The sequence below is a fragment of the Arthrobacter sp. SIMBA_036 genome (genome assembly GCF_046535135.1).
Lineage (GTDB): Bacteria > Actinomycetota > Actinomycetes > Actinomycetales > Micrococcaceae > Arthrobacter.
On sequence record NZ_JAWRXG010000010.1, the window covers coordinates 1 to 18,147 of the forward strand.

The window sequence follows — 18,147 nt, forward strand, 5'->3', positions numbered from 1 at the left end:
GGGCATGATGAACATCCTTCCACCCGCAAGGATCAAATCCTCACAGGCAAAGTGTCAATCAAACCTTCAGCAGTCCCTGCCGACTACTTCGCCGGCTGTCTGCTGGTTCCCAAGAAGCTACTGAAGCGCGCATACTACGGCGGTATGCAGCGTCCAGCTGATCTCGCCGCCTACTTCCAGGTTTCCGAGGCCGCGATGACTGTACGCCTACGTCAGACGGGCATCGTCGAACCTGCGCCTCGCTGCACGCCACAAAGCACCCCGTTCTCCCGTTCATGGCAGTACCGCATGAATCGCCGCACCCAAACACAAGGAGTTTGATGATGACTATTGAAGAAGTCGAAGCACTGAGACCGCGTAAGGCAGTTCTCTATCTGCGCGTCTCAAGTAAGAAGCAAACACAAACTGCCAGTGATATCGATAAGGATGGCAACTCCATCGCCACGCAGCGTGACATCTGCGAACAGAAGGCCGAAGCCGTCAACGCGGACATCATCGAGGAATTCGTTGAGCCGGGCGTCTCCGCTCAGACCATCGAAAAGCGCCCGGTATTTCAAGCCCTTCTCAGGTTCCTGCAAAACCACCGCGACGTTGACTACGTGATCGTCTACGCCCGCTCGCGTGCCTTCCGTAATTTCACCGACGCAGCGATTACGCGGCGTCATCTCGATAAGCTCGGCGTGCGCCTACTGTCTGCTCGTGAGGACTTTGGCGAGGGTACCTACGCCGTCGCGATGGAAGCCGTCACCGACATCATGAACCAGGTACAGAACCAGCTCAGCGGTGAAGATATCAGCATCAAGATGCGTAACAAAGCCATCAATGGCGGCACGTTGGGTAAGGCTCGGCTCGGATACCTCAATATCCGCAAGGACATCGATGGGCGCATGATCAACAGCGTCGGGCTCGACGAGGTCAGGGCACCGCTCGTCCTCAAGGCCTTCGAGCTGTACGCCACCAACCTCTACTCAATTGAGCAGCTAGAAGCGACCATGGCGGATCTCGGCCTAACTAATCGCCAGACCGCACGATTCCCCGAAGGCCCCGTCTCGGCCAGCAAGCTGCACCAGATGCTGAAGGACCCGTATTACGTCGGGTACGTCGTCTATAAGGGCGATGCTTATCCCGGACGGCATGAACCAATCATTGGCCAAGACCTGTTCGATCAAGTGCAAGATATTTTGAGCTCCCGAAGTGGTGCAGGCTCGCGTGACCGTATCCACAACCACTTCCTCAAGGGCATGCTCTACTGCGGCAAGTGCTTCAAGCGCGGCCAACAGAGCCGCGTCATCTACACAGAGGTGAAGGGGAGAGGAGGCACCCCTCACGAATACTTCTTTTGCCGAGCTCGTCAGGAGGGCAAGTGCGACCTTCCCTATCTCCCGGCTTATCTGGTCGAGGACAGTGTGGCCGACTCTTACAGCCGGCTCGTTCTCGACGAGGACTTCAAGCAGGATGTGCGCAGGCGACTGGAAGAGGCCCTCCTCGGTGAGCAGAAGGATATCAAGGAGATGTATGCGCGGTACACCAATCAACTGAAGGAAGTCGAAGCCAAGGAGAGTCGCCTCGTCGACGTTGCCGCTGACGGCATCCTGCCTGTGTCGAAGGTTCGCGAGAAGATGCACGAGCTGCGTGTGCAGCGATCGCGTATTGAAGACAGTCTCGCCAATATCGGTGAGGAGATTGCCGTAGGTGGCCAGCTGCTAACCAAGGCGCTCGACCAGATTGCCGATCCGAAGGCGTACTACGAGAAGGCGACAGACAAGGTCCGGAGGCTCCTAAACGAATCCTTCTTCTTGCGATTCTTTGTCCATCACGACGGCGCGGTTGGCGCGGATCTCAATGAACCGTTTGATGACATCTTCGCCGCCCAGATGGCCTTCCGCGCGTCCAGGACGCCGCACGCGGTTCCTGGTCCAGGATCGTCCCAATCGTCCCAAACAGGGCCGTTTTCGGGCGATTCAGGCGTACTTGCCGCGCAATTCCGGGGAACCAAAAATGGCGTCGATTTCTCGACGCCATCTCTGTTGTTCAAACTGAAGTCGGTCTATTCAAACCATGGTTCGAATAAAGCGACTCTGGTCGGGATGACAGGATTTGAACCTGCGACCTCTTCGTCCCGAACGAAGCGCGCTACCAAGCTGCGCTACATCCCGATCCGCTGCGAAAGCAACTGTTCAAGGATAGCTGAATCGCTTCCTGATGCGAAATCGACGGGCGGTGGTCGCTGCTCCCAGCGACCAGCCACAGAAACGCTAGACCAATGAGTCTTTCCAGGCCCCGTGCAGTTGCGCAAAGCGTCCCCCACCGCTGATCAGTTCCGCCGGTGAGCCGTCCTCCACGATGCGTCCGTCGTGAACCACGAGGACCCTGTCCGCGGTCTCCACGGTGGAGAGGCGGTGTGCGATGATGATGGCCGTCCGTGCCGAATTCTTGCCGGCCACCCCTTCGAGCAGATTGGCCAGGCCCTGCTGGACCATGCGTTCGGAAGGTATGTCCAAGGACGAGGTCGCCTCGTCCAGGATCAGGACGGCAGGGGCAGCCAGGAAAGCGCGGGCAAATCCGATGAGTTGGCGTTGACCCGAGGAAACGCGACCACCACGCTTATTGACGTCGGTGTCATATCCCTCGGGCAGCCCCGAGATGAATTCGTGCGCACCAACGGCCTTCGCCGCTTTTTCGATGTCTTCGCGGGATGCTTCGGGTCGGCCCAGGGCGATGTTATCGGCGACCGAACCGCTGAAGAGGAATGCCTCCTGTGTAACCATCACCACGGCCCGGCGGAGGTCGGTGGTGGAGAGGTCCCTCAGATCGATGCCGTCCAAGGTGATGGCGCCTGAGGTGACATCGTAAAAGCGGGCAATGAGCTTGGCCAGCGTGGACTTTCCGGCCCCGGTTTGGCCTACCAAGGCCACGGTCTGGCCTGCAGGGATGTGCAGGTCCATGGGGGGAACAACGATTGTCCCGCTTCCGTAGCCGAACTCCACTCCTGCGAAATCGATCTCCCCGCGTGAGCTTTTCAACGGAACAGGATTCTTGGGCGGGCGGACTGTTGGGACCTCTTCAAGGAGTCCTGACACCTTCTCCAGCGCAGCTTGGGCGCTTTGGAAGGAGTTGTAAAACATCGCCATCTGGTCCACCGGCTGGAAGAAACGCTTGGTGGAAAGAATCAGGGCCAACAGGACACCGACCGCGAGCTCGCCGCTGAGCACGCGGAAGCCTCCCATGAGCAGGACGACGGCGACGCAAACGTTTCCGATCAACACCAGGCCCGGTTGGAAGATGCCGTTCAGATTGATGGAGCGGACACTGTTTTTCCGGTATTCCTCAGCCAGTTCGCCGTACTGTGCCGCGTTCTCCTTCTCCTTGCGGAACGCCTTGACGGCGCGGATTCCGGTCATGGTTTCCACAAAGTGCACAATCAACCGCGCCGAGACCACGCGCGATTCACGGTAAGCCACCTGCGAGTGCTTCTGGTACCAGCGGGACAGAAGGAACATCGGTACGCCCGCGGCGAGCATGATGACGCCAGTCCGCCAGTCCAGCGCAAATACGGTGAAGGCCGTAAAGACCATGAACAACAGACCGGAGGCCAAGGAACTCACACCCGAATCCAACAGGTCCCGCAGTGCCTCGAGGTCCGAGGTTTGACGGGCAATGATGCGTCCGGACGTGTACTTCTCATGGAACTCCAAGCTCAACCGCTGGGTGTGCCTAAAGACGCGGACCCGGAGGTCCAGCAGCATGGACTGGCTGAGTTGGGCTGTCGAAGTGACATAGAGGGCCGTCATTGACGCCGTGGCAATGGCGGCCGCGAGGTACAAGACACCGGCAAGCATCAAGGGACCGTTGTTGCCGGCTTTGAGCGTAGGCAGGGCATGGTCGATGCCGAACGCGATCAACGCGGGCCCGGCTACACGGGTGAGTTGGGAGACCACCACCATCACGATCGTCATCCAGAAACGCAACCTGACCGGACGGATCAGCGAGGCAAGCAAGGCGAGGGACCGGCGTCGTACGGCTTTACTGTCTGCTTTGGTGAGGAGCGCGTTGTCCTCGTTGGCCGTTCCAAAGGTTGTGGCACTCACCGGCGGGCCTCCTCGGCTTCTTCGAGCTCGTCCAGTTCGCTATCGAGGTCCTTCGGACCGGAATCGAGGCTTGCGATGACGTAGCGGTAATGATCGTTGCCCGCCAACAGTTCCGTATGGGTTCCGACGGCGGTGATGGTTCCGTTTTCGAGCAAGGCCACACGGTCCGCCAAGGCAACGGTGGAGGGTCGGTGCGCCACGATCAACGTGGTGGTCTCGCGCAGGACGTCGCGCAGGCGGGCTTCAACGCGTTCCTCGGTGTTGACATCGAGGGCGGAGAGCGGATCGTCCAGCACCAAGACCTTTGGCCTGGCGGCGATGGCGCGTGCCAAGGCGATCCTCTGACGCTGGCCACCGGACAGGCTGAGGCCTTCCTCACCAATAAGTGTGTCCACACCGTCAGGCAGGGAATAGGCGAACTGCGCCTGGGCTACATCGAGTGCCTCGTCCAGGGCTGCTTCGCTGGGATCAGGGGCGCCGAGCAGGACGTTGTCCCGCACTGAACTGGAGAACAGTGTGGTGTCCTCGAATGCAACGGAGACGATCCTGCGAAGTTCATGGAGGTCGTAATTCCGGACGTCTATGCCGTCGATGGTCACAGCGCCCTCGGTCACGTCGTAGAGCCGGGGGACGAGTTGGAGCAACGCACTCTTGCCGCTGCCGGTGATCCCCACGAGGGCCATCGTTTCGCCCGGACGGATCTCCAGGGAGACATCGCGCAGGAGCGAACCGCCGTCGTCGAACCCGAATCCGGCCTGCTCAAAGCGCAAGGCGCCCTTGCCGTTTTCCGGGAACACGGGCTCTTCGGGAGAGGTGATCGTGTTCCGGGTATCCATGACTTCGAAGTGCCGGTCCACTGCGGTCTTGGCGGTCAGCGCCATCGCGAGCAAGGTCCCGGAGAACTCCACTGGAGTTGCCACCACGGCGGCCGTGGCGAAAAAGGCCACCAAAGATCCGATGCTCAGCTGCCCGCTGGCGACGAGCAGCACCCCCGTCACCAACCCAAAGCCCAAGGCAAGTTCAGGCAGGAGCGTCACCACCAGGGTGAAACCGGCCTGTTGCTTGGCTTTCATGATCTCCGTCTGCCGGAGCTCCTCGGCTTGGCCGTTGAAATTTTCCAAGGCCTCGCGGCTGCGGCCGAAAGCCTTCAATACCCGGATGCCGTGGACGGACTCTTCCACGGTGGTGGCAAGGTCCCCGGCCTGGTCCTGGCTGAGCCGGGTCACCCGGCTGAAACGGCGCCGGAAGCGGAAGGAGTTGACCATGATCGGCACGGCGGCGGCCAGGAAAATGAGCGCCAATTGCCAGCTCATGGAGAACATCACGCCCACGCCGATGATCACCGTCAAGGTAGTGACAACGAGCATGATCGCTCCGAACGCCATCCAGCGCCGGAGGAAGCTGAGATCGGTCATGGCCCTGGAAAGCAGCTGCCCCGAACCCCAACGATCGTGGAACGCCACCGTGAGCTCCTGAAGATGCCCATACAAAGTGACACGCATCCTGGTCTCCACCGTGGTGGCCGGATTGATCACGAACTGCCGCCGCAGGGCTACCAGTCCAGCCTCCGCCACGCCTAAAGCAAGGATGACGACGGCGGCGGTCCACACCGCGGCCGGGTCACCGCCGCGCTGCAAGGAGTTGTTGACCAGCACCCGGAAAACCTGCGGGATGGTGAGTGCCACAATGCTCGCCAGCAAAGCAGACACCAAGCCCATGAATAGGCGGGGGAGGATGGGCCGTACATGGGGGTACAGGCGGCGGATGGAGTTAAAGAATGACGTTTGCTTGGACATGCCCGCTTCTCAACAGCTGGATCTTCAGATGGTGCGGAGATAGTTTCCCGTAGCAACTACCCTATGCCATGCCCCTGCAGGCCTGTAGCTGGGGGCCTATGTGCGGGGCGTGAGGGTGAGCAGTACCGCTTCCGGCCGGCAGGCGATGCGGACCGGGGAGAAGCGTGAGGTGCCGATTCCGCCGGAGACGTTGACCGGCGTCGTCAGTCCGTTGCTTTCCCAATCGTGGAGGCCTTTGGCACGCCAGGTGGGGAGGTCGCAATTGGAGACCAAAGCGCCGTAGCCGGGGATGCAGATCTGGCCGCCGTGGGTGTGCCCGGCAAGAATCAGGTGGGCTTGGGCTTGCGTGAAATGATCCAGCACGCGCTGGTACGGGGCGTGGACGACGGCGACCCGGACATGCGGACGCGTGTCCTGGTTGGCCGTGCCGCGATGCCAGTCTGCGTACCGTTCCCGCTTCAAATGGGGATCGTCCACCCCGGAGAAATCAAAGCGCAGGCCGTTAAGCGTGATGGACTGGGCACGGTTGGTGAGGTCGATCCAGCCGCCCATCCCAAATGCCGTGCGCAACTTGGGCCAGTCGAGCTTGATCGGCTCTGTTTTCGGCCGGGAAGGTCCGCGGAAATAGCCCGCCGGGTTCTTGAACCTGGGCGCGAAATAGTCGTTGGAGCCCGGAACGAACACGCCGGGAAAGTCCATCAACGGTTCAAGCGCTTGGATCAGCGGATCGATGGCCTGGGTGTGGCTGAGGTTGTCGCCAGTGTTGACCACAAGGTCCGGCTTCAGTTCAGCCAAGGACTGCAACCACCGAGCCTTCTTGTCCTGACCCGGGACGAAATGGATGTCACTGAGGTGCAGGATCCGGAACGGCGCGGAGCCTTCGGGGAGGATAGGCAGCGTCTCGCGCCGGACTTCGAACTGGTCCTTCTCCCACCAGCCGTAAGCTGCCGCCGCTACACCTGCTGCTGCGCCGATGGCGGTGGTTGCGGCAAGACCGCGCCCGAGGGTACGGGCGCGGTCTGCCAACGAGTCAATCATGGACGCCATTAGTCGTGACCGGGCGTTCCGCTGTTGCTCGCACCGCTGCTGTTGGGGGTGCTCGGGCTCCGCTGGGGAGGGGCACTGCCGAGCAGGTTCGACGGCGGCGTGGGGAAGGGGTTGGTTCCGTAGGCGGGAGCAACCGAGAGCATGTAGTTGGTGAACTGCGGACCGGCGATCATGTAACCGTCAATGGACGGGTAGAACTTGCCGTTGACCGTGATGTTCCGTCCTGGCCGCTGCTGGGCATCCAGCGGGTCACCGAACCATGATGCCGTTGCCAGTCCGGACGTGTATCCGACCACCCAAGTTGAGCTGTTCATATCGTTCGTACCGGTCTTCGCTGCCACCGGGAAGTTGTTGTTGGTGTTCAGCGCGGGCCGGATCAGGGAGCCTGAACCATGGTTCAGTACTTCCTGCATTGCGTAGGCAACGCCACGGGCAACCTCAGGCTTGATGGCGTCCTTGCAGGAGGACGACTGGGCAGGCAAGTCCTTCCCCGCTTGGTCCTTGACGGAGGTGATGGCGATGGGTTCACAGTACTTACCGTCAGCTGCAAAGGTCGCGAAGGCGCTGGCCATGGTCAAGGGAGCGGTTTGTGTGGATCCGATGAGGTTACCCAGGGTGGTCATGGAGACCTTGGGATTCGGATCAGTGACGTTTCCAGCTTGGTCCCGCGTCGGCAGGCCGCTGTGCACTCCTGTCGCGTTAACGATGCCCTGGATGCCGCAGAGGTCCAGTTGGGAAGCGGAGGCGAAGGTGGCGGTGTTGATGGAGTTCATGAGGCCGTAGAGGACCGTCATGGGGCGGTAGTAGCCTTCGTCCGAGTTCTGCAGATCGAAGCTCCCCGGTACTGATGAATCGTAGAAACCGTCCTCCGGAGTTGGGCAGGTGTTTCGCCAAGGGAACCCCTGCCGATATTTCCTGACCGACGCGTTGATCGTCGTGGTCATCGATTTGCCCTCATTGAGCCATTCCGCGAATGTGAACGGTTTCATGGTGGAACCCGGCTGGAAGCCGCCAATGCCATTGAGGTCATTGCCCTTGGCGTCCAGGACATCGACGTTGAAGTTCTGGGTCTGGTCGAACTTACCGGGTTGGGGCAGCATCACGGTGTTCTGGGCCATGCTGACAATCTGGCCTGTACCCGGCTGGACGGAGATGATGGAAGCCCCCCACTTGTCAGGGTTCGCGCCGGCCGTGGCGTCAACCTGCTGCTGGGCGACGTTCTGCGCGGTAGGGTCCAGGGTGGTCTTGATAGTCAACCCACCCCGCATGACAGTGTTCTGGCGATCCGTCGGCGTCTGCCCATACGCCGGGTTGTTGAAGAGCAAGTGCAGCACGTAATCACAGAAGTACGGCGCGGTGGAAGCGTATGCACAACCTTGGCGGGCCGGAGTGACCTTGGTGGTGATGGGAGTAGCCACAGCTTGGTCGTACTCGGCCTTGGTGATCTTCTTTTGGTTATACATGGCCGTGAGCACCAGGTCGCGGCGCTGCTTGGACGCGTCCGGGTGGACCACCGGATCAAAGGCTGCCGGGCTGTTCACGAGGCCTGCCAGGAGGGCGGCTTGTGGAAGCGTCAGGTCCTTGGCGCTGGTGCTGAAGAACAGCTTCGATGCGGCTTCGATGCCGTAGGCGTCCCTGTTGAAGAACACAATGTTGAGGTAGCCCTCAAGAATCTGGTCTTTGGTGAATTTCTTCTCCAAAGCGATGGCAAGCTTCATCTCGCGGAGCTTGTCTCCGATGCCTTTGTTGACACCGTTCAGCTTGACGTCGCTGCTCTGGCCGGAGGCGACCAGTGACTCGTTGATCACGTTGTTGACGTACTGCTGCGTGATGGTTGACGCGCCTTGTTTGTTACCTTGAGCGGTGCTCACCAGTGCCCGCAAGATACCGGTGGTGTCGATTCCGCCATGCTCGTAGAACCGGTTGTCTTCGATGGCGATGACCGCATCTTTGACATACGGGCTCATCTGGTTCAAGGGGATCTTGGTCCGGTTCTCCTCATAGATGGACGCGATCGGGGAGCCGTCCTTCGCCAGAATCGTGGTGTTCTGGCTGGGCGGATCTACCTGGAGTTCGGCCGGGAGGGTATCAAAGAACTGGATGGAACCACTTGCGGCACTGCCGGAGACGGCCGCGGCGGGGACCAAAAGGCCGGCCACCAGGACGCCACAAATCGCACTCACGCCAAGGAAGCCTAGAATCTTTCCGAGGGTGGTGGCAGTGTCGAAAAACGGGTTCGTGCGAGTCGCCATGTTTTCCACTTTACCGGCAAGGGCTAGGCTTTCTGTCATGACCAAATGGGAGTACGCCACGATTCCGCTCATTATCCACGCCACGAAACAGATCCTGGATCAGTGGGGTGAGGACGGCTGGGAGCTTGTCCAGGTCGTCGGCGGCCCCGATGGCAAAGGCCTTGTCGCATACCTGAAGAGGGAGAAGCAGTAATCATGACAACCCCCGCAGAAACCACATCTCCCGCGGATTCGGGCGCCCCTGCCTCGGCCGTGGAGCAGCGCCTTGCAGAGCTCGGCCTGACCCTCCCCGAGGTCGCCGCACCAGTCGCCGACTACGTTCCCGCCGTCGTGTCCGGTAACTACGTCTACACCTCCGGGCAGCTGCCGTTTATTAACGGCAAACTCGAAGCTACCGGCAAGGTCTCCGTTGGCCAGTTGGGTACCTCGGATGAACCGACTGTGGATCCGGAAGAGGCCAAGCGCTACGCCGCCGTCTGTGCCATCAACGCCCTGGCAGCGGTCAAGAGCGTCATCGGTGACCTCGACCGCATCACCAGAATCGTCAAGGTGGTGGGCTTCGTGTCTTCAGAACCCACGTTCACTGGCCAGCCCGGAGTCATCAACGGTGCATCCGAGCTTCTCGGCCAGGTTTTGGGCGACGCCGGCAAGCACGCACGTTCCGCCGTCGGCGTGTCCGTCCTCCCCCTCGACTCTCCTGTTGAGGTCGAACTCATTGCTGAATTCAGCTAAGGAACCGGTTCACCCAATTGCCTCAGCTTTCCCGCCGTCTGTTTGCACTTCCTCCTCACCTCGAAGGGGCAGCACGGAACTGGCTTGATTTGGGCGAGCGGACCCCCAGGGCCGCCCGTTATGCATCGTCCGTGGTCCTTCTTCGGGATTCCCCGACCGGTTTGGAGACCTGGCTCGGGTACCGGCCAGGCTCCTCCCCGTTGGGAGTTATCTCGTTTCCGGGCGGGTCCCTGGAGCCGTCCGATGACAATGCCGTCGGCTGGCTGGGGCCCTCGCCCCAGCATTGGGCCGAGGTATTGGGAACGGACGACGTCGGACTGGCTCGCCGCCACGTCGTAGGCGCTATCCGGGAGCTCTTTGAGGAAACCGGCGTGCTGCTGGCCGGTCCTGATGCCTCATCCACAGTGGAGGCCAACTCCACCGTGGAGTGGATGAAGGCCCGCGAAGCCGTCGCGGCACAGGAGAAATCGTTCACAGACATCCTGACCAAGCGCGGACTGTCGTTGCGCACGGACCTCCTGAAATCCTTGGTGAACTGGGTCAGCCCTGACTTTGCGCATACCCGGTTCAACACGCGCTACTTCGCGGCTACTGTTCCCGTGAATCAGCAGCCGAGCATTCTGGCGAGCAAGGGTGTGTGGGGGCGTTGGGTGTGCGTGGCCGATGCCATTGCCTTGCGGGACACCACGGCCTTGGGCGACGAAGTGAACCAGGAAAACACCGTGGGGCTCACGCTGGGACAGTTGTTGGTGCCCGGGTCCGAAATCATGCTGGAGAAAATGGCTGCAGCCAATGGTTGCATCGCCTACCTCAGTTACAAGCGGAAAGCCCACGTTTACCAATCCCGTCTCGTCAATGAGGACGGCGAACTGATGCTTGAGGTTGCCGCTGCCCGGACCGTTGCCGGTGAACCGCAGCGCGAACGCTAAACACTCAACAAAAAGAGCCGCCCCGTTCCCTGGATTACAGGGAACGGGGCGGCTCTTTTTTGTTGAGCTTTGGTTATCGCGAACGCTGGCGGAGGCGCTGCATGTCCAGGATGACCACGGCGCGGGCTTCCAGCCGGAGCCATCCGCGCTGGACGAATTCGGCCAGGGCTTTGTTGACGGTTTCGCGGGAAGCGCCCACCAGTTGGGCCAGTTCTTCCTGGGTCAGCTCATGGGCGACCAGCACGCCGTCGGTAGCCGGGCGGCCAAAGCGATCCGCCAAGTCCAGTAGGGCCTTGGCAACGCGGCCCGGAACGTCTGAGAAGACGAGGTCCGATAGCGAGTCGTTCGTGCGGCGGAGACGGCGGGCGAGGGCCTGCAGCAGCTGGGCGGAAACCTCCGGACGGGTCCGGAGCAAAGCGTTGAGGCTCTCATTCTTGAGGCCAGCCAGGCGGGTTTCCGAAACGGCTGTAGCCGTGGCAGTGCGCGGGCTGGGGTCGAACAGTGCCATCTCGCCGAAGAGCTCGCCCGGGCCGAGGATAGCAAGCAGGGATTCGCGGCCGTCCGGGGAGGTGCGGCCGAGCTTCACCTTTCCGGAAACGATGAAGTAGAGCTGGTCACCCTGGTCGCCTTCGCGGAACACCGAGGCTCCACGTGAAAGGTCCACCTCTGTGAGTTCGTCCGTCAGCAGGCGGAATGCGTCGTCGTCAAGGGTGGCGAAGAGGGGTGCGCGGCGCAGTACCTCGATGTCCATGAAGTCTCCTGAGTATAAGTTTCGGTCGTGGCGCTCCAGCCATTGTTTCAGAATTTTTGGGCTTCTGTGACGTAGTTGGCATGCGAAACGCTGAAACGGCGCGGGTTCCGGGCGTTCAACACCGTATCAGCATGCTGAAACAGCAACCTGAAATCACCGCAGGCTGAATTGCGAGGGCCACGAATCACCGGCTGCCAGCGAGCCTTCCTGGCGGTTGCTTGTCAGGGTGCCCAACTACAATTGGCGCAAGGCGGCATAGAGGAGCATTGGTGTTTGGCTTGACGATATTGGATTTGGCTCTGATCTTGATGCTGCTGTCCTACCTGATTTACGGGCTGCGCAATGGCTTCGTTGTCACCTTGGGCGGAATTGCAGGCTTCGTGGTGGGTGCCATTGCGGCCTTCGTCGCAGTTCCGCTCGTCAGCGGCTGGGTGACTGACAGCGGCTGGAGGCTTGCCGCCACGGTGGGGGCCGCCGTCGTGCTGATCGCTTTGGGCCATGGCTTGGGCACCATGATTGGCCGCAGAGTCCGCCATGCCGTGCGGATCAAGCCCCTGCACACGGTGGACCGGTTAATTGGTGGCGTGGTCAGCGTGGTGGTTGCGGCGTTGGTGATGTCCATGCTCGCTTTCAGCATCAGCTCGCTGGGTGTTCCGTTCGTGTCACAGCAACTGGCTGAATCGCGGGTGATCCGCTACATCGATTCGGTGACGCCCACCCCCGTCAAGAGCACCATGGCGCAGTTGCGCTCCACGGTCATCGGCGATGGCATACCCCAGCTCTTTGAGGGCATCAGCCCCTCGGCTCCCGTGCAGGTGCCCAATGAATCCACTGACACCCCCGCGCTGAACCAAGCCGCAAAGTCGGTCCTCAAAATTACGGGGACGGCGTTCGAATGCGGCCAAAACCAGACCGGATCCGGATTCGTTGTTTCCCCCGGGCGCGTCGTCACCAATGCGCACGTCGTCGCGGGCGTGTCGCAGCCGGTTGTTGAGATTCCCGACGGCGGTGCGCTGCCGGGCAGCGTGGTGTATTTCGATCCGCAGCGGGACCTCGCAGTCCTCGCAGTGAACGGGCTGGCCTCATCGCCTCTGCCCCTGAGTTCTGACTTGCCGGACGGCAGCAACGCGGCCTTCGCCGGATATCCGCACGGTGGCCCGTTCCAATCAAAACCGGCCACCGTCCAAGGAATCTCACCAGTCCTGGTCCCCGATATCTATGGAAACAACCCGTCGTTGGAGTCCGTCTACAAGCTGGCGGGCGATGTCCAGCCGGGTAATTCGGGTGGCCCACTGCTGACAGCCCAAGGCCAAGTGGCGGGTTTGGTTTTTGCCAAGACCACCACCAACGCAGCCCTGGGTTTCGCGCTGACGATGTCTGACCTGGAACCGGTTGCGGAAAAGGCGGCCGGGCTCAGCAGCCCGGTATCGGCCGGCCAGTGCACCCGGAAGTAAATTCCCCGCACCCGGAAGTAAGTTCCTGCACCGTATAGATTGGGAGTCATGACTGAAGCCACCCCCGCCACTGAAGCCGGTCGCGGTACCATCCTCGTGATCAACGGACCCAACCTGAACCTTCTCGGCAACCGCGAGCCCGAGAAGTACGGCACCTCCACCTTGGCCGACGTCGAGCAGCTTGCCATGGCGGCCGCCGCTTCCCATGGGTTCACCGTGGATTGCGTTCAGTCCAACCATGAAGGTGACCTTCTGGACGCCATCCACGCGGCGCGGGGGACCGCCGTCGGAATCGTGATCAACGCCGGGGCCTTCACCCATACCTCGGTGGCGCTGCGTGATGCGCTGGCGGCAGCGCAGTTGCCCGCCGTCGAGGTCCACATCACCAACGTGCACCAGCGCGAAGAGTTCCGCCACCATTCCTACTTGTCGGGGGTCTGCAGCGCGATCATCGTCGGAGCAGGCGTGCTGGGATATAAGCTCGCCATCGATTACCTGGCGGAAACGGCCTGACGCCCGTCTGGCGGCGACGGCTTTCCCGCGATCGTCAGCTTGGCAACGTTCTCAGCCAGCACCCGCCGGGCGTCCTCGCCAAGCAATGAATCCGTGATGAGCTCGTCTGCCTCCTCCAGCTGCGCGATCGAAGCAATGCCGGTCACGCCCCACTTGCTGTGGTCGGCCAGGACGATGGTGCTCCGGGCGGAGGCCATGAAGGCGCGATCGGTTTCAGCCTCCAAGAGGTTCGGGGTGGTGAAACCGGCCTGGGTGTCCATGCCGTGAACCCCCAAGAATAAGGCGTCCAAATGGAGCTGCTTCAACGCGGACGTCGCAATAGGTCCAACCAACGCATCCGACGGCGTTCGCTCACCGCCGATCAGGATGACTGTGGATCCGAAACGGCCCGCGCCCGACGACGCGCCGTGGTGGAAGAGATCCGCGATCCGCACGGAGTTGGTTACCACCGTGATGCGTGGACCATGGACCAGTTCCTTGGCCAGGGCCCATGTGGTGGTGCCGGCGCCCAGGCCAATGGCCATGCCTTCCTGCACTATCCGAGCGGCCTCAACGGCGATCGCGTGCTTTTCCTCGGTCAGCTGAGTCGACTTGAGCTCGAAGCCGGGCTCGTGGGTGCTCGAATCGCCAGGCAGCTTGGCACCACCGTGGATGCGCTCCACACGCCCGGATTCCTCCAGGGCCTCGATGTCCCGGCGCACCGTCATGGCGGAGACACCCAGCATCAGCGCCAAGTCCGAGACCCGGACCACGCGTTCGCGTTGGACGGCGTCGATGATGGCCGAATGGCGGGCTGCTTGGAGCATCGGGTCCTTTCTGGACAGTTCGTCAGACACTTGCTTGACTCTGGCATCAGTCTAGGACCGAACGCACGACGACGCCGCCCACCACGGGTGGCGAGCGGCGTCGTCGTCGAACGTTCTTGGCTTGGCGGAAAGCGCCGGACGCTACTTGCGGAGCGATTCGGCGATCTGGGCCATGATGCCGGGGTCGGCCAAAGTGGTGGCGTCGCCGGTGTCGCGGCCTTCTGCGATGTCCTTGAGGAGGCGTCGGACGATCTTTCCGGAGCGTGTTTTAGGCAGTTCGGGCACGATCAGCAATTGCTTGGGCTTGGCGATCGGGCCGATTTCCTTGCCCACGTGGTTGCGCAGTTCCAGGACGGTTTCGTCGCCGTTGTTCACGGCGTCACCGCGGAGGATGACGAAGGCGACGATGGCCTGCCCGGTGGTGTCGTCGGCGGCGCCCACCACCGCCGCTTCAGCGACGGACGGGTGCGAGACCAGCGCGGATTCGATTTCGGTGGTGGAGAGGCGGTGCCCGGAGACGTTCATGACGTCATCCACCCGCCCCAGCAGCCAGACGTCGCCGTCGTCGTCCTTCTTGGCCCCGTCACCTGCGAAGTACATGGCCTCGAAGCGGGACCAGTAGGTGTCCTTGAAGCGCTCGGGGTCGCCCCAAATACCGCGGAGCATGGAGGGCCACGGTTCGCGAACCACCAGGTAGCCGCCTTCACCGTTGGCCACCGACTCGCCGGCTTCGTCCACCACGTCCACGGCGATTCCGGGCAGCGGCACCTGCGCGGAGCCGGGCTTGGTGGCCGTGATGCCGGGCAGCGGCGCGATCATTTGTGCGCCCGTTTCGGTCTGCCACCAGGTGTCCACGATCGGGGCAGGGTTTTCCTTGCGTTCGCCGTTCTTGCCGGCGTTGCCGCCGATGACCTCGCGGTACCACATCCACGCCTCAGGGTTGATGGGTTCGCCCACGGACCCCAGCACGCGGATGGAAGAGAGATCGTACTTGGCGGGGATTTCCCGGCCCCACTTCATGAACGTCCGGATCGCGGTGGGGGCGGTGTAGAGGATGGAAACCTTGTACTTCTCCACGATTTCCCACCAGCGGCCCTGGTGCGGGGAGTCCGGGGTTCCCTCGTACATGACTTGGGTGGCGCCGTTGATGAGCGGTGCGTAGGTGACGTAGGAGTGCCCGGTGACCCAGCCGACGTCGGCCGTGCACCAGTACACGTCCGTTTCCGGGTGGAGGTCGAACACCGCCTTGTGGGTGAATGCGGTCTGGGTGAGGTACCCGCCGGTGGTGTGCAGGATGCCCTTGGGCTTGCCGGTGGTGCCGGAGGTGTACAGGATGAAGAGTGGGTGCTCGGAATCATGCGCGACGGCCGTGTGCTCGCTTGATGCCTTGCCCACAGTATCGCTCCACCACAGGTCCCGGCCTTCCACCCAGTTGACGTCCTCGCCGTTGCGCTTGACCACCACGACGTGGTTCACAGAGTGTTCGCCGGTGTTTTCCATGGAGGACAACGCCTCGTCCACGGCCGGCTTCAGGGCGCTGGGCTTGCCTCGGCGGTACGTGCCGTCCGCGGTGACTACGAGTTTGGCTTCGGCGTCCTCGATGCGGGAACGCAGGGCGTCCGCGGAGAAACCGCCGAACACCACTGAGGGCACAGCGCCGATCCTGGCGCAGGCAAGCAGGGTGATGACTGCCTCGGGAATCATCGGCAGGTACACGGCCACGCGGTCGCCCTTTGCGACTCCGAGGGTTTCGAAGGCGTTGGCGGCCTTCTTTACTTCTTCGGTGAGCTGCGCGTATGTGTACGTGCGGGTATCGCCGGGTTCGCCCTCAAAGTAGATCGCTACCCGGTCACCGAGGCCGTTCTCGACGTGACGGTCCAGCGCGTTGTAGGCCGCGTTAACCTCACCACCGACGAACCACTTGGCAAAGGGCGGGTTGGACCAATCCAGGGTTTCAGTGAAGTCCTTGTCCCAGCTCAGCAGCTCGCGGGCCTGCTTGGCCCAAAACGCGGGACGGTCGGCGTCTGCTTCTGCGTAAATCCCGGCCGAGACCACCGCATTCGCTGCGAACTCAGCCGATGGCGCGAAGTGGCGGTTTTCGTGGAGGAGGTTTTCGAAGGCATCGACGTGGGGGGCTTGGCCTTGAGCGGTGGAAGCTGCAGCGGTGGCCGTGGATCCGGTGGTGTCCTGAGACATGGTGAACCTCATCATTCATCGATCTTTGCTGCCACGGACGCTGCCCTGCGCCCGCACCCGGGCCGGCGTCCGGCGTCGTGCGGTCAGAGGACGTTCCGTAGTGCTCTGTCCGTCATCAACACTATCGCTTTGGGGGACATCGCACGTGTGCGTCGTCACAAAGGCGGGCGGAGTCGCAGTGTCCTTCCGCGAAGCCGGTCTGTGCGCCAGCTTGGAGTTTGCTGTGGGCGAGGCCATCGGAGGGGTTTGCGCTGGAACAGTGTCTGAGGGGTGGCATAGGCTGAAGTGGTCTTGGGACTCATCAGAGGAGTGTCCTGTCCGCCCGCGCAATTCGGCGGGATTACTGGACCTGACTGTCCAAGGCGTCGCCGTACGAAGGAGAAATACATGACCCAGCTGAGCCCTGACCCGAACGACTCACAGCCGACGGGACCGGACACCACGGCTGGCACGCCCCATTCCACGGCCGGTAGTGGACAGAAGTACGACGCCGTTGTGGGCCCCTTCACCGTCCGCGACGTGACGGTTTTTGGTTCCGCACTCCTGATGTTTGTCGCGTCCTTGCTGCCTATGTTCGCTGGTGTCTACAACCTCTGGAACGTGGGCAACCTCTTCTTCTTGCTGTTGGGAATCATCCTGCCGTTGGTGGTGGTGGCCCTCTTTGTGGCACGCCGGCTGCGACCCAATGTGCACCTGCGGATCGGTTCGCTCTCGATCGATCAATTTGCCTCGGTCACGGCGTCTTTCGCGGTTCCGTTGTTTTTCCTGACTATCGCCAATTCCTATAACACCGGGGTCCTGGTGGGCCTGGTGGGTTCTGTCGGCTTGCTTGTCGCTACGGTGCTGGCTCCCCACCTGCCCTTGCTTTCCACCGATTTCAGGGGCCGTGTGGAAGTGCCTGCGCACCTCGTGGCACGTGAAGCCGCCACACCGAGCCGAAAGCCGGTATCGCCGCGTCCGCCGAAAGCACCAAAGACACCGAAACCGGCCGCCGCGGCTGCGTACTCCGCGCCCGCTGCTACCGTTGTTTCACCCTCCGCACCTGTGTCATCGGCGCCTGCGTCATCCGCGCCTGCGGCGGCCGTTGTTTCAGGAACGGCAGAACGGGGCGCCAACCCGACGTCGGCGCCGCCCGCTCCCAGCGTTACTTCAGGGGCGTCGCCAGCCGCCAAGGCGTCCGCTTCAGGTCAAGCTGCACCGCCGCAGCCTGTAGTTCCACAACCGATGGTTCCGCAACCAACAGTTCCCCAGGCGCCCGGTGAGCGTCCTTGGGCGGCCACCATGGCGACTCCCATCGTGTCGGGCAGCACCGCCGCCGTGGCGGATTCCATCGGCGCCACCGTTGATCCCGCCAACCGCCCGGACGAGTCCGCTCCGGCGGCCTACGAGGCGTTTTGGTTCGCTGTTGCCCAACCACGCACGGCCTACGATGAGCGTTCCGGGGCGCCCGCATTCACCATCGACCCAGGAGGTTGGGTGCTCGCCTTGGAGGACCGCGGCCATGAATTCCTGGTCCAGGACACCGACGGCAAGGTTGGGGTTCTTCGCGAACTCAGCAACATCGAGCGCGGTTAAGCAGGGAC

The 18,147-nt window shown here is 62.0% G+C and carries 15 protein-coding genes, 1 tRNA gene and 1 pseudogene; 8 read left to right on the forward strand and 9 right to left on the reverse strand.

Annotation, left to right across the window (positions count from 1 at the left end):
• The coding region (locus SB659_RS14050; protein ID WP_410550809.1) for an ImmA/IrrE family metallo-endopeptidase at positions 1–321 on the forward strand (321 nt) is incomplete at its 5' end.
• Positions 322–323: 2 nt separating this feature from the next.
• Positions 324–1,133: pseudogene (locus SB659_RS14055) on the forward strand (recombinase family protein); the annotation flags it as partial.
• Between the two features lie 645 nt (positions 1,134–1,778).
• Here SB659_RS14055 and SB659_RS14060 read toward each other — a convergent pair.
• The 6 genes from SB659_RS14060 to SB659_RS14085 all read right to left on the reverse strand — a co-directional run bounded on the left by SB659_RS14060 (position 1,779) and on the right by SB659_RS14085 (position 9,183).
• A complete protein-coding gene (locus SB659_RS14060; protein WP_410550810.1) occupies positions 1,779–1,904 on the reverse strand; it encodes a hypothetical protein in 126 nt (41 codons plus the stop codon).
• Between the two features lie 175 nt (positions 1,905–2,079).
• Positions 2,080–2,156, reverse strand: a tRNA-Pro gene (locus SB659_RS14065).
• A gap of 99 nt (positions 2,157–2,255) precedes the next feature.
• Positions 2,256–4,088 carry an ABC transporter ATP-binding protein gene (locus tag SB659_RS14070; protein ID WP_410550811.1) on the reverse strand — a complete coding sequence of 611 codons (1,833 nt, stop codon included), beginning with the start codon at positions 4,086–4,088 and terminating at the stop codon, positions 2,256–2,258.
• Positions 4,085–5,884, reverse strand: a complete 1,800-nt coding sequence (locus tag SB659_RS14075) for an ABC transporter ATP-binding protein (protein WP_284980101.1) — start codon at positions 5,882–5,884, stop codon at positions 4,085–4,087. Before SB659_RS14075 ends, SB659_RS14070 begins: the two co-directional genes overlap by 4 nt.
• Positions 5,885–5,980: 96 nt before the next feature.
• Entirely contained in the window at positions 5,981–6,922 is a 942-nt protein-coding gene (locus SB659_RS14080; protein WP_284980102.1) for a metallophosphoesterase, read from the reverse strand.
• An 8-nt stretch (positions 6,923–6,930) separates the two neighbouring features.
• Entirely contained in the window at positions 6,931–9,183 is a 2,253-nt protein-coding gene (locus tag SB659_RS14085) for a transglycosylase domain-containing protein (protein WP_284980103.1), read from the reverse strand.
• A 37-nt stretch (positions 9,184–9,220) separates the two neighbouring features.
• Here SB659_RS14085 and SB659_RS14090 point away from each other — a divergent pair, with 37 nt between their 5' ends.
• Genes SB659_RS14090 through SB659_RS14100 form a run of 3 tightly spaced genes read left to right on the forward strand, consistent with a single transcriptional unit; the run spans position 9,221 to position 10,844 of the window.
• Positions 9,221–9,376, forward strand: a complete 156-nt coding sequence (locus tag SB659_RS14090; RefSeq protein WP_011775990.1) for a DUF4177 domain-containing protein — start codon at positions 9,221–9,223, stop codon at positions 9,374–9,376.
• A 2-nt stretch (positions 9,377–9,378) separates the two neighbouring features.
• A complete protein-coding gene (locus tag SB659_RS14095; RefSeq protein ID WP_284980104.1) occupies positions 9,379–9,915 on the forward strand; it encodes a RidA family protein in 537 nt (178 codons plus the stop codon).
• 17 nt (positions 9,916–9,932) lie between these two features.
• Positions 9,933–10,844, forward strand: a complete 912-nt coding sequence (locus tag SB659_RS14100) for an NUDIX hydrolase (RefSeq protein WP_284980105.1) — start codon at positions 9,933–9,935, stop codon at positions 10,842–10,844.
• 73 nt (positions 10,845–10,917) lie between these two features.
• Here the strand turns inward: SB659_RS14100 and SB659_RS14105 are convergent, their stop codons facing one another.
• Entirely contained in the window at positions 10,918–11,595 is a 678-nt protein-coding gene (locus tag SB659_RS14105) for a Crp/Fnr family transcriptional regulator (RefSeq protein ID WP_011775987.1), read from the reverse strand.
• A gap of 269 nt (positions 11,596–11,864) precedes the next feature.
• Between SB659_RS14105 and SB659_RS14110 the strand changes: the two genes are divergently transcribed.
• Together SB659_RS14110 and aroQ are read left to right on the forward strand one after the other, a co-directional pair.
• Positions 11,865–13,049 carry a MarP family serine protease gene (locus tag SB659_RS14110; protein ID WP_284975579.1) on the forward strand — a complete coding sequence of 395 codons (1,185 nt, stop codon included), beginning with the start codon at positions 11,865–11,867 and terminating at the stop codon, positions 13,047–13,049.
• Between the two features lie 48 nt (positions 13,050–13,097).
• Positions 13,098–13,562 carry a type II 3-dehydroquinate dehydratase gene (aroQ, locus tag SB659_RS14115; protein WP_410550812.1) on the forward strand — a complete coding sequence of 155 codons (465 nt, stop codon included), beginning with the start codon at positions 13,098–13,100 and terminating at the stop codon, positions 13,560–13,562.
• Here aroQ and SB659_RS14120 read toward each other — a convergent pair.
• Positions 13,541–14,368 carry a DeoR/GlpR family DNA-binding transcription regulator gene (locus SB659_RS14120; RefSeq protein WP_410550914.1) on the reverse strand — a complete coding sequence of 276 codons (828 nt, stop codon included), beginning with the start codon at positions 14,366–14,368 and terminating at the stop codon, positions 13,541–13,543. The two genes, aroQ and SB659_RS14120, sit on opposite strands and share 22 nt — an antisense overlap.
• A 141-nt stretch (positions 14,369–14,509) precedes the next feature.
• On the reverse strand, positions 14,510–16,564 hold the full coding sequence (gene acs, locus SB659_RS14125) for an acetate--CoA ligase (protein WP_410550813.1): 2,055 nt from the start codon (positions 16,562–16,564) through the stop codon (positions 14,510–14,512).
• A gap of 387 nt (positions 16,565–16,951) precedes the next feature.
• Here acs and SB659_RS14130 point away from each other — a divergent pair, with 387 nt between their 5' ends.
• Entirely contained in the window at positions 16,952–18,139 is a 1,188-nt protein-coding gene (locus tag SB659_RS14130) for a hypothetical protein (RefSeq protein WP_410550814.1), read from the forward strand.
• The last annotated feature ends 8 nt before the right edge of the window (positions 18,140–18,147 follow it).

Bases quoted from the DNA above. Each gene is read 5' to 3' on its own strand.
- SB659_RS14085 (WP_284980103.1), bottom strand. From the start codon at position 9,183: ATGGCGACTCGCACGAACCCGTTTTTCGACACTGCCACCACCCTCGGA.
- SB659_RS14095 (WP_284980104.1), top strand. From the start codon at position 9,379: ATGACAACCCCCGCAGAAACCACATCTCCCGCGGATTCGGGCGCCCCT.
- SB659_RS14080 (WP_284980102.1), bottom strand. From the start codon at position 6,922: ATGATTGACTCGTTGGCAGACCGCGCCCGTACCCTCGGGCGCGGTCTT.
- SB659_RS14075 (WP_284980101.1), bottom strand. From the start codon at position 5,884: ATGTCCAAGCAAACGTCATTCTTTAACTCCATCCGCCGCCTGTACCCC.
- acs (WP_410550813.1), bottom strand. From the start codon at position 16,564: ATGTCTCAGGACACCACCGGATCCACGGCCACCGCTGCAGCTTCCACC.
- SB659_RS14090 (WP_011775990.1), top strand. From the start codon at position 9,221: ATGACCAAATGGGAGTACGCCACGATTCCGCTCATTATCCACGCCACG.
- SB659_RS14120 (WP_410550914.1), bottom strand. From the start codon at position 14,368: ATGCTCCAAGCAGCCCGCCATTCGGCCATCATCGACGCCGTCCAACGC.
- aroQ (WP_410550812.1), top strand. From the start codon at position 13,098: ATGACTGAAGCCACCCCCGCCACTGAAGCCGGTCGCGGTACCATCCTC.
- SB659_RS14105 (WP_011775987.1), bottom strand. From the start codon at position 11,595: ATGGACATCGAGGTACTGCGCCGCGCACCCCTCTTCGCCACCCTTGAC.
- SB659_RS14130 (WP_410550814.1), top strand. From the start codon at position 16,952: ATGACCCAGCTGAGCCCTGACCCGAACGACTCACAGCCGACGGGACCG.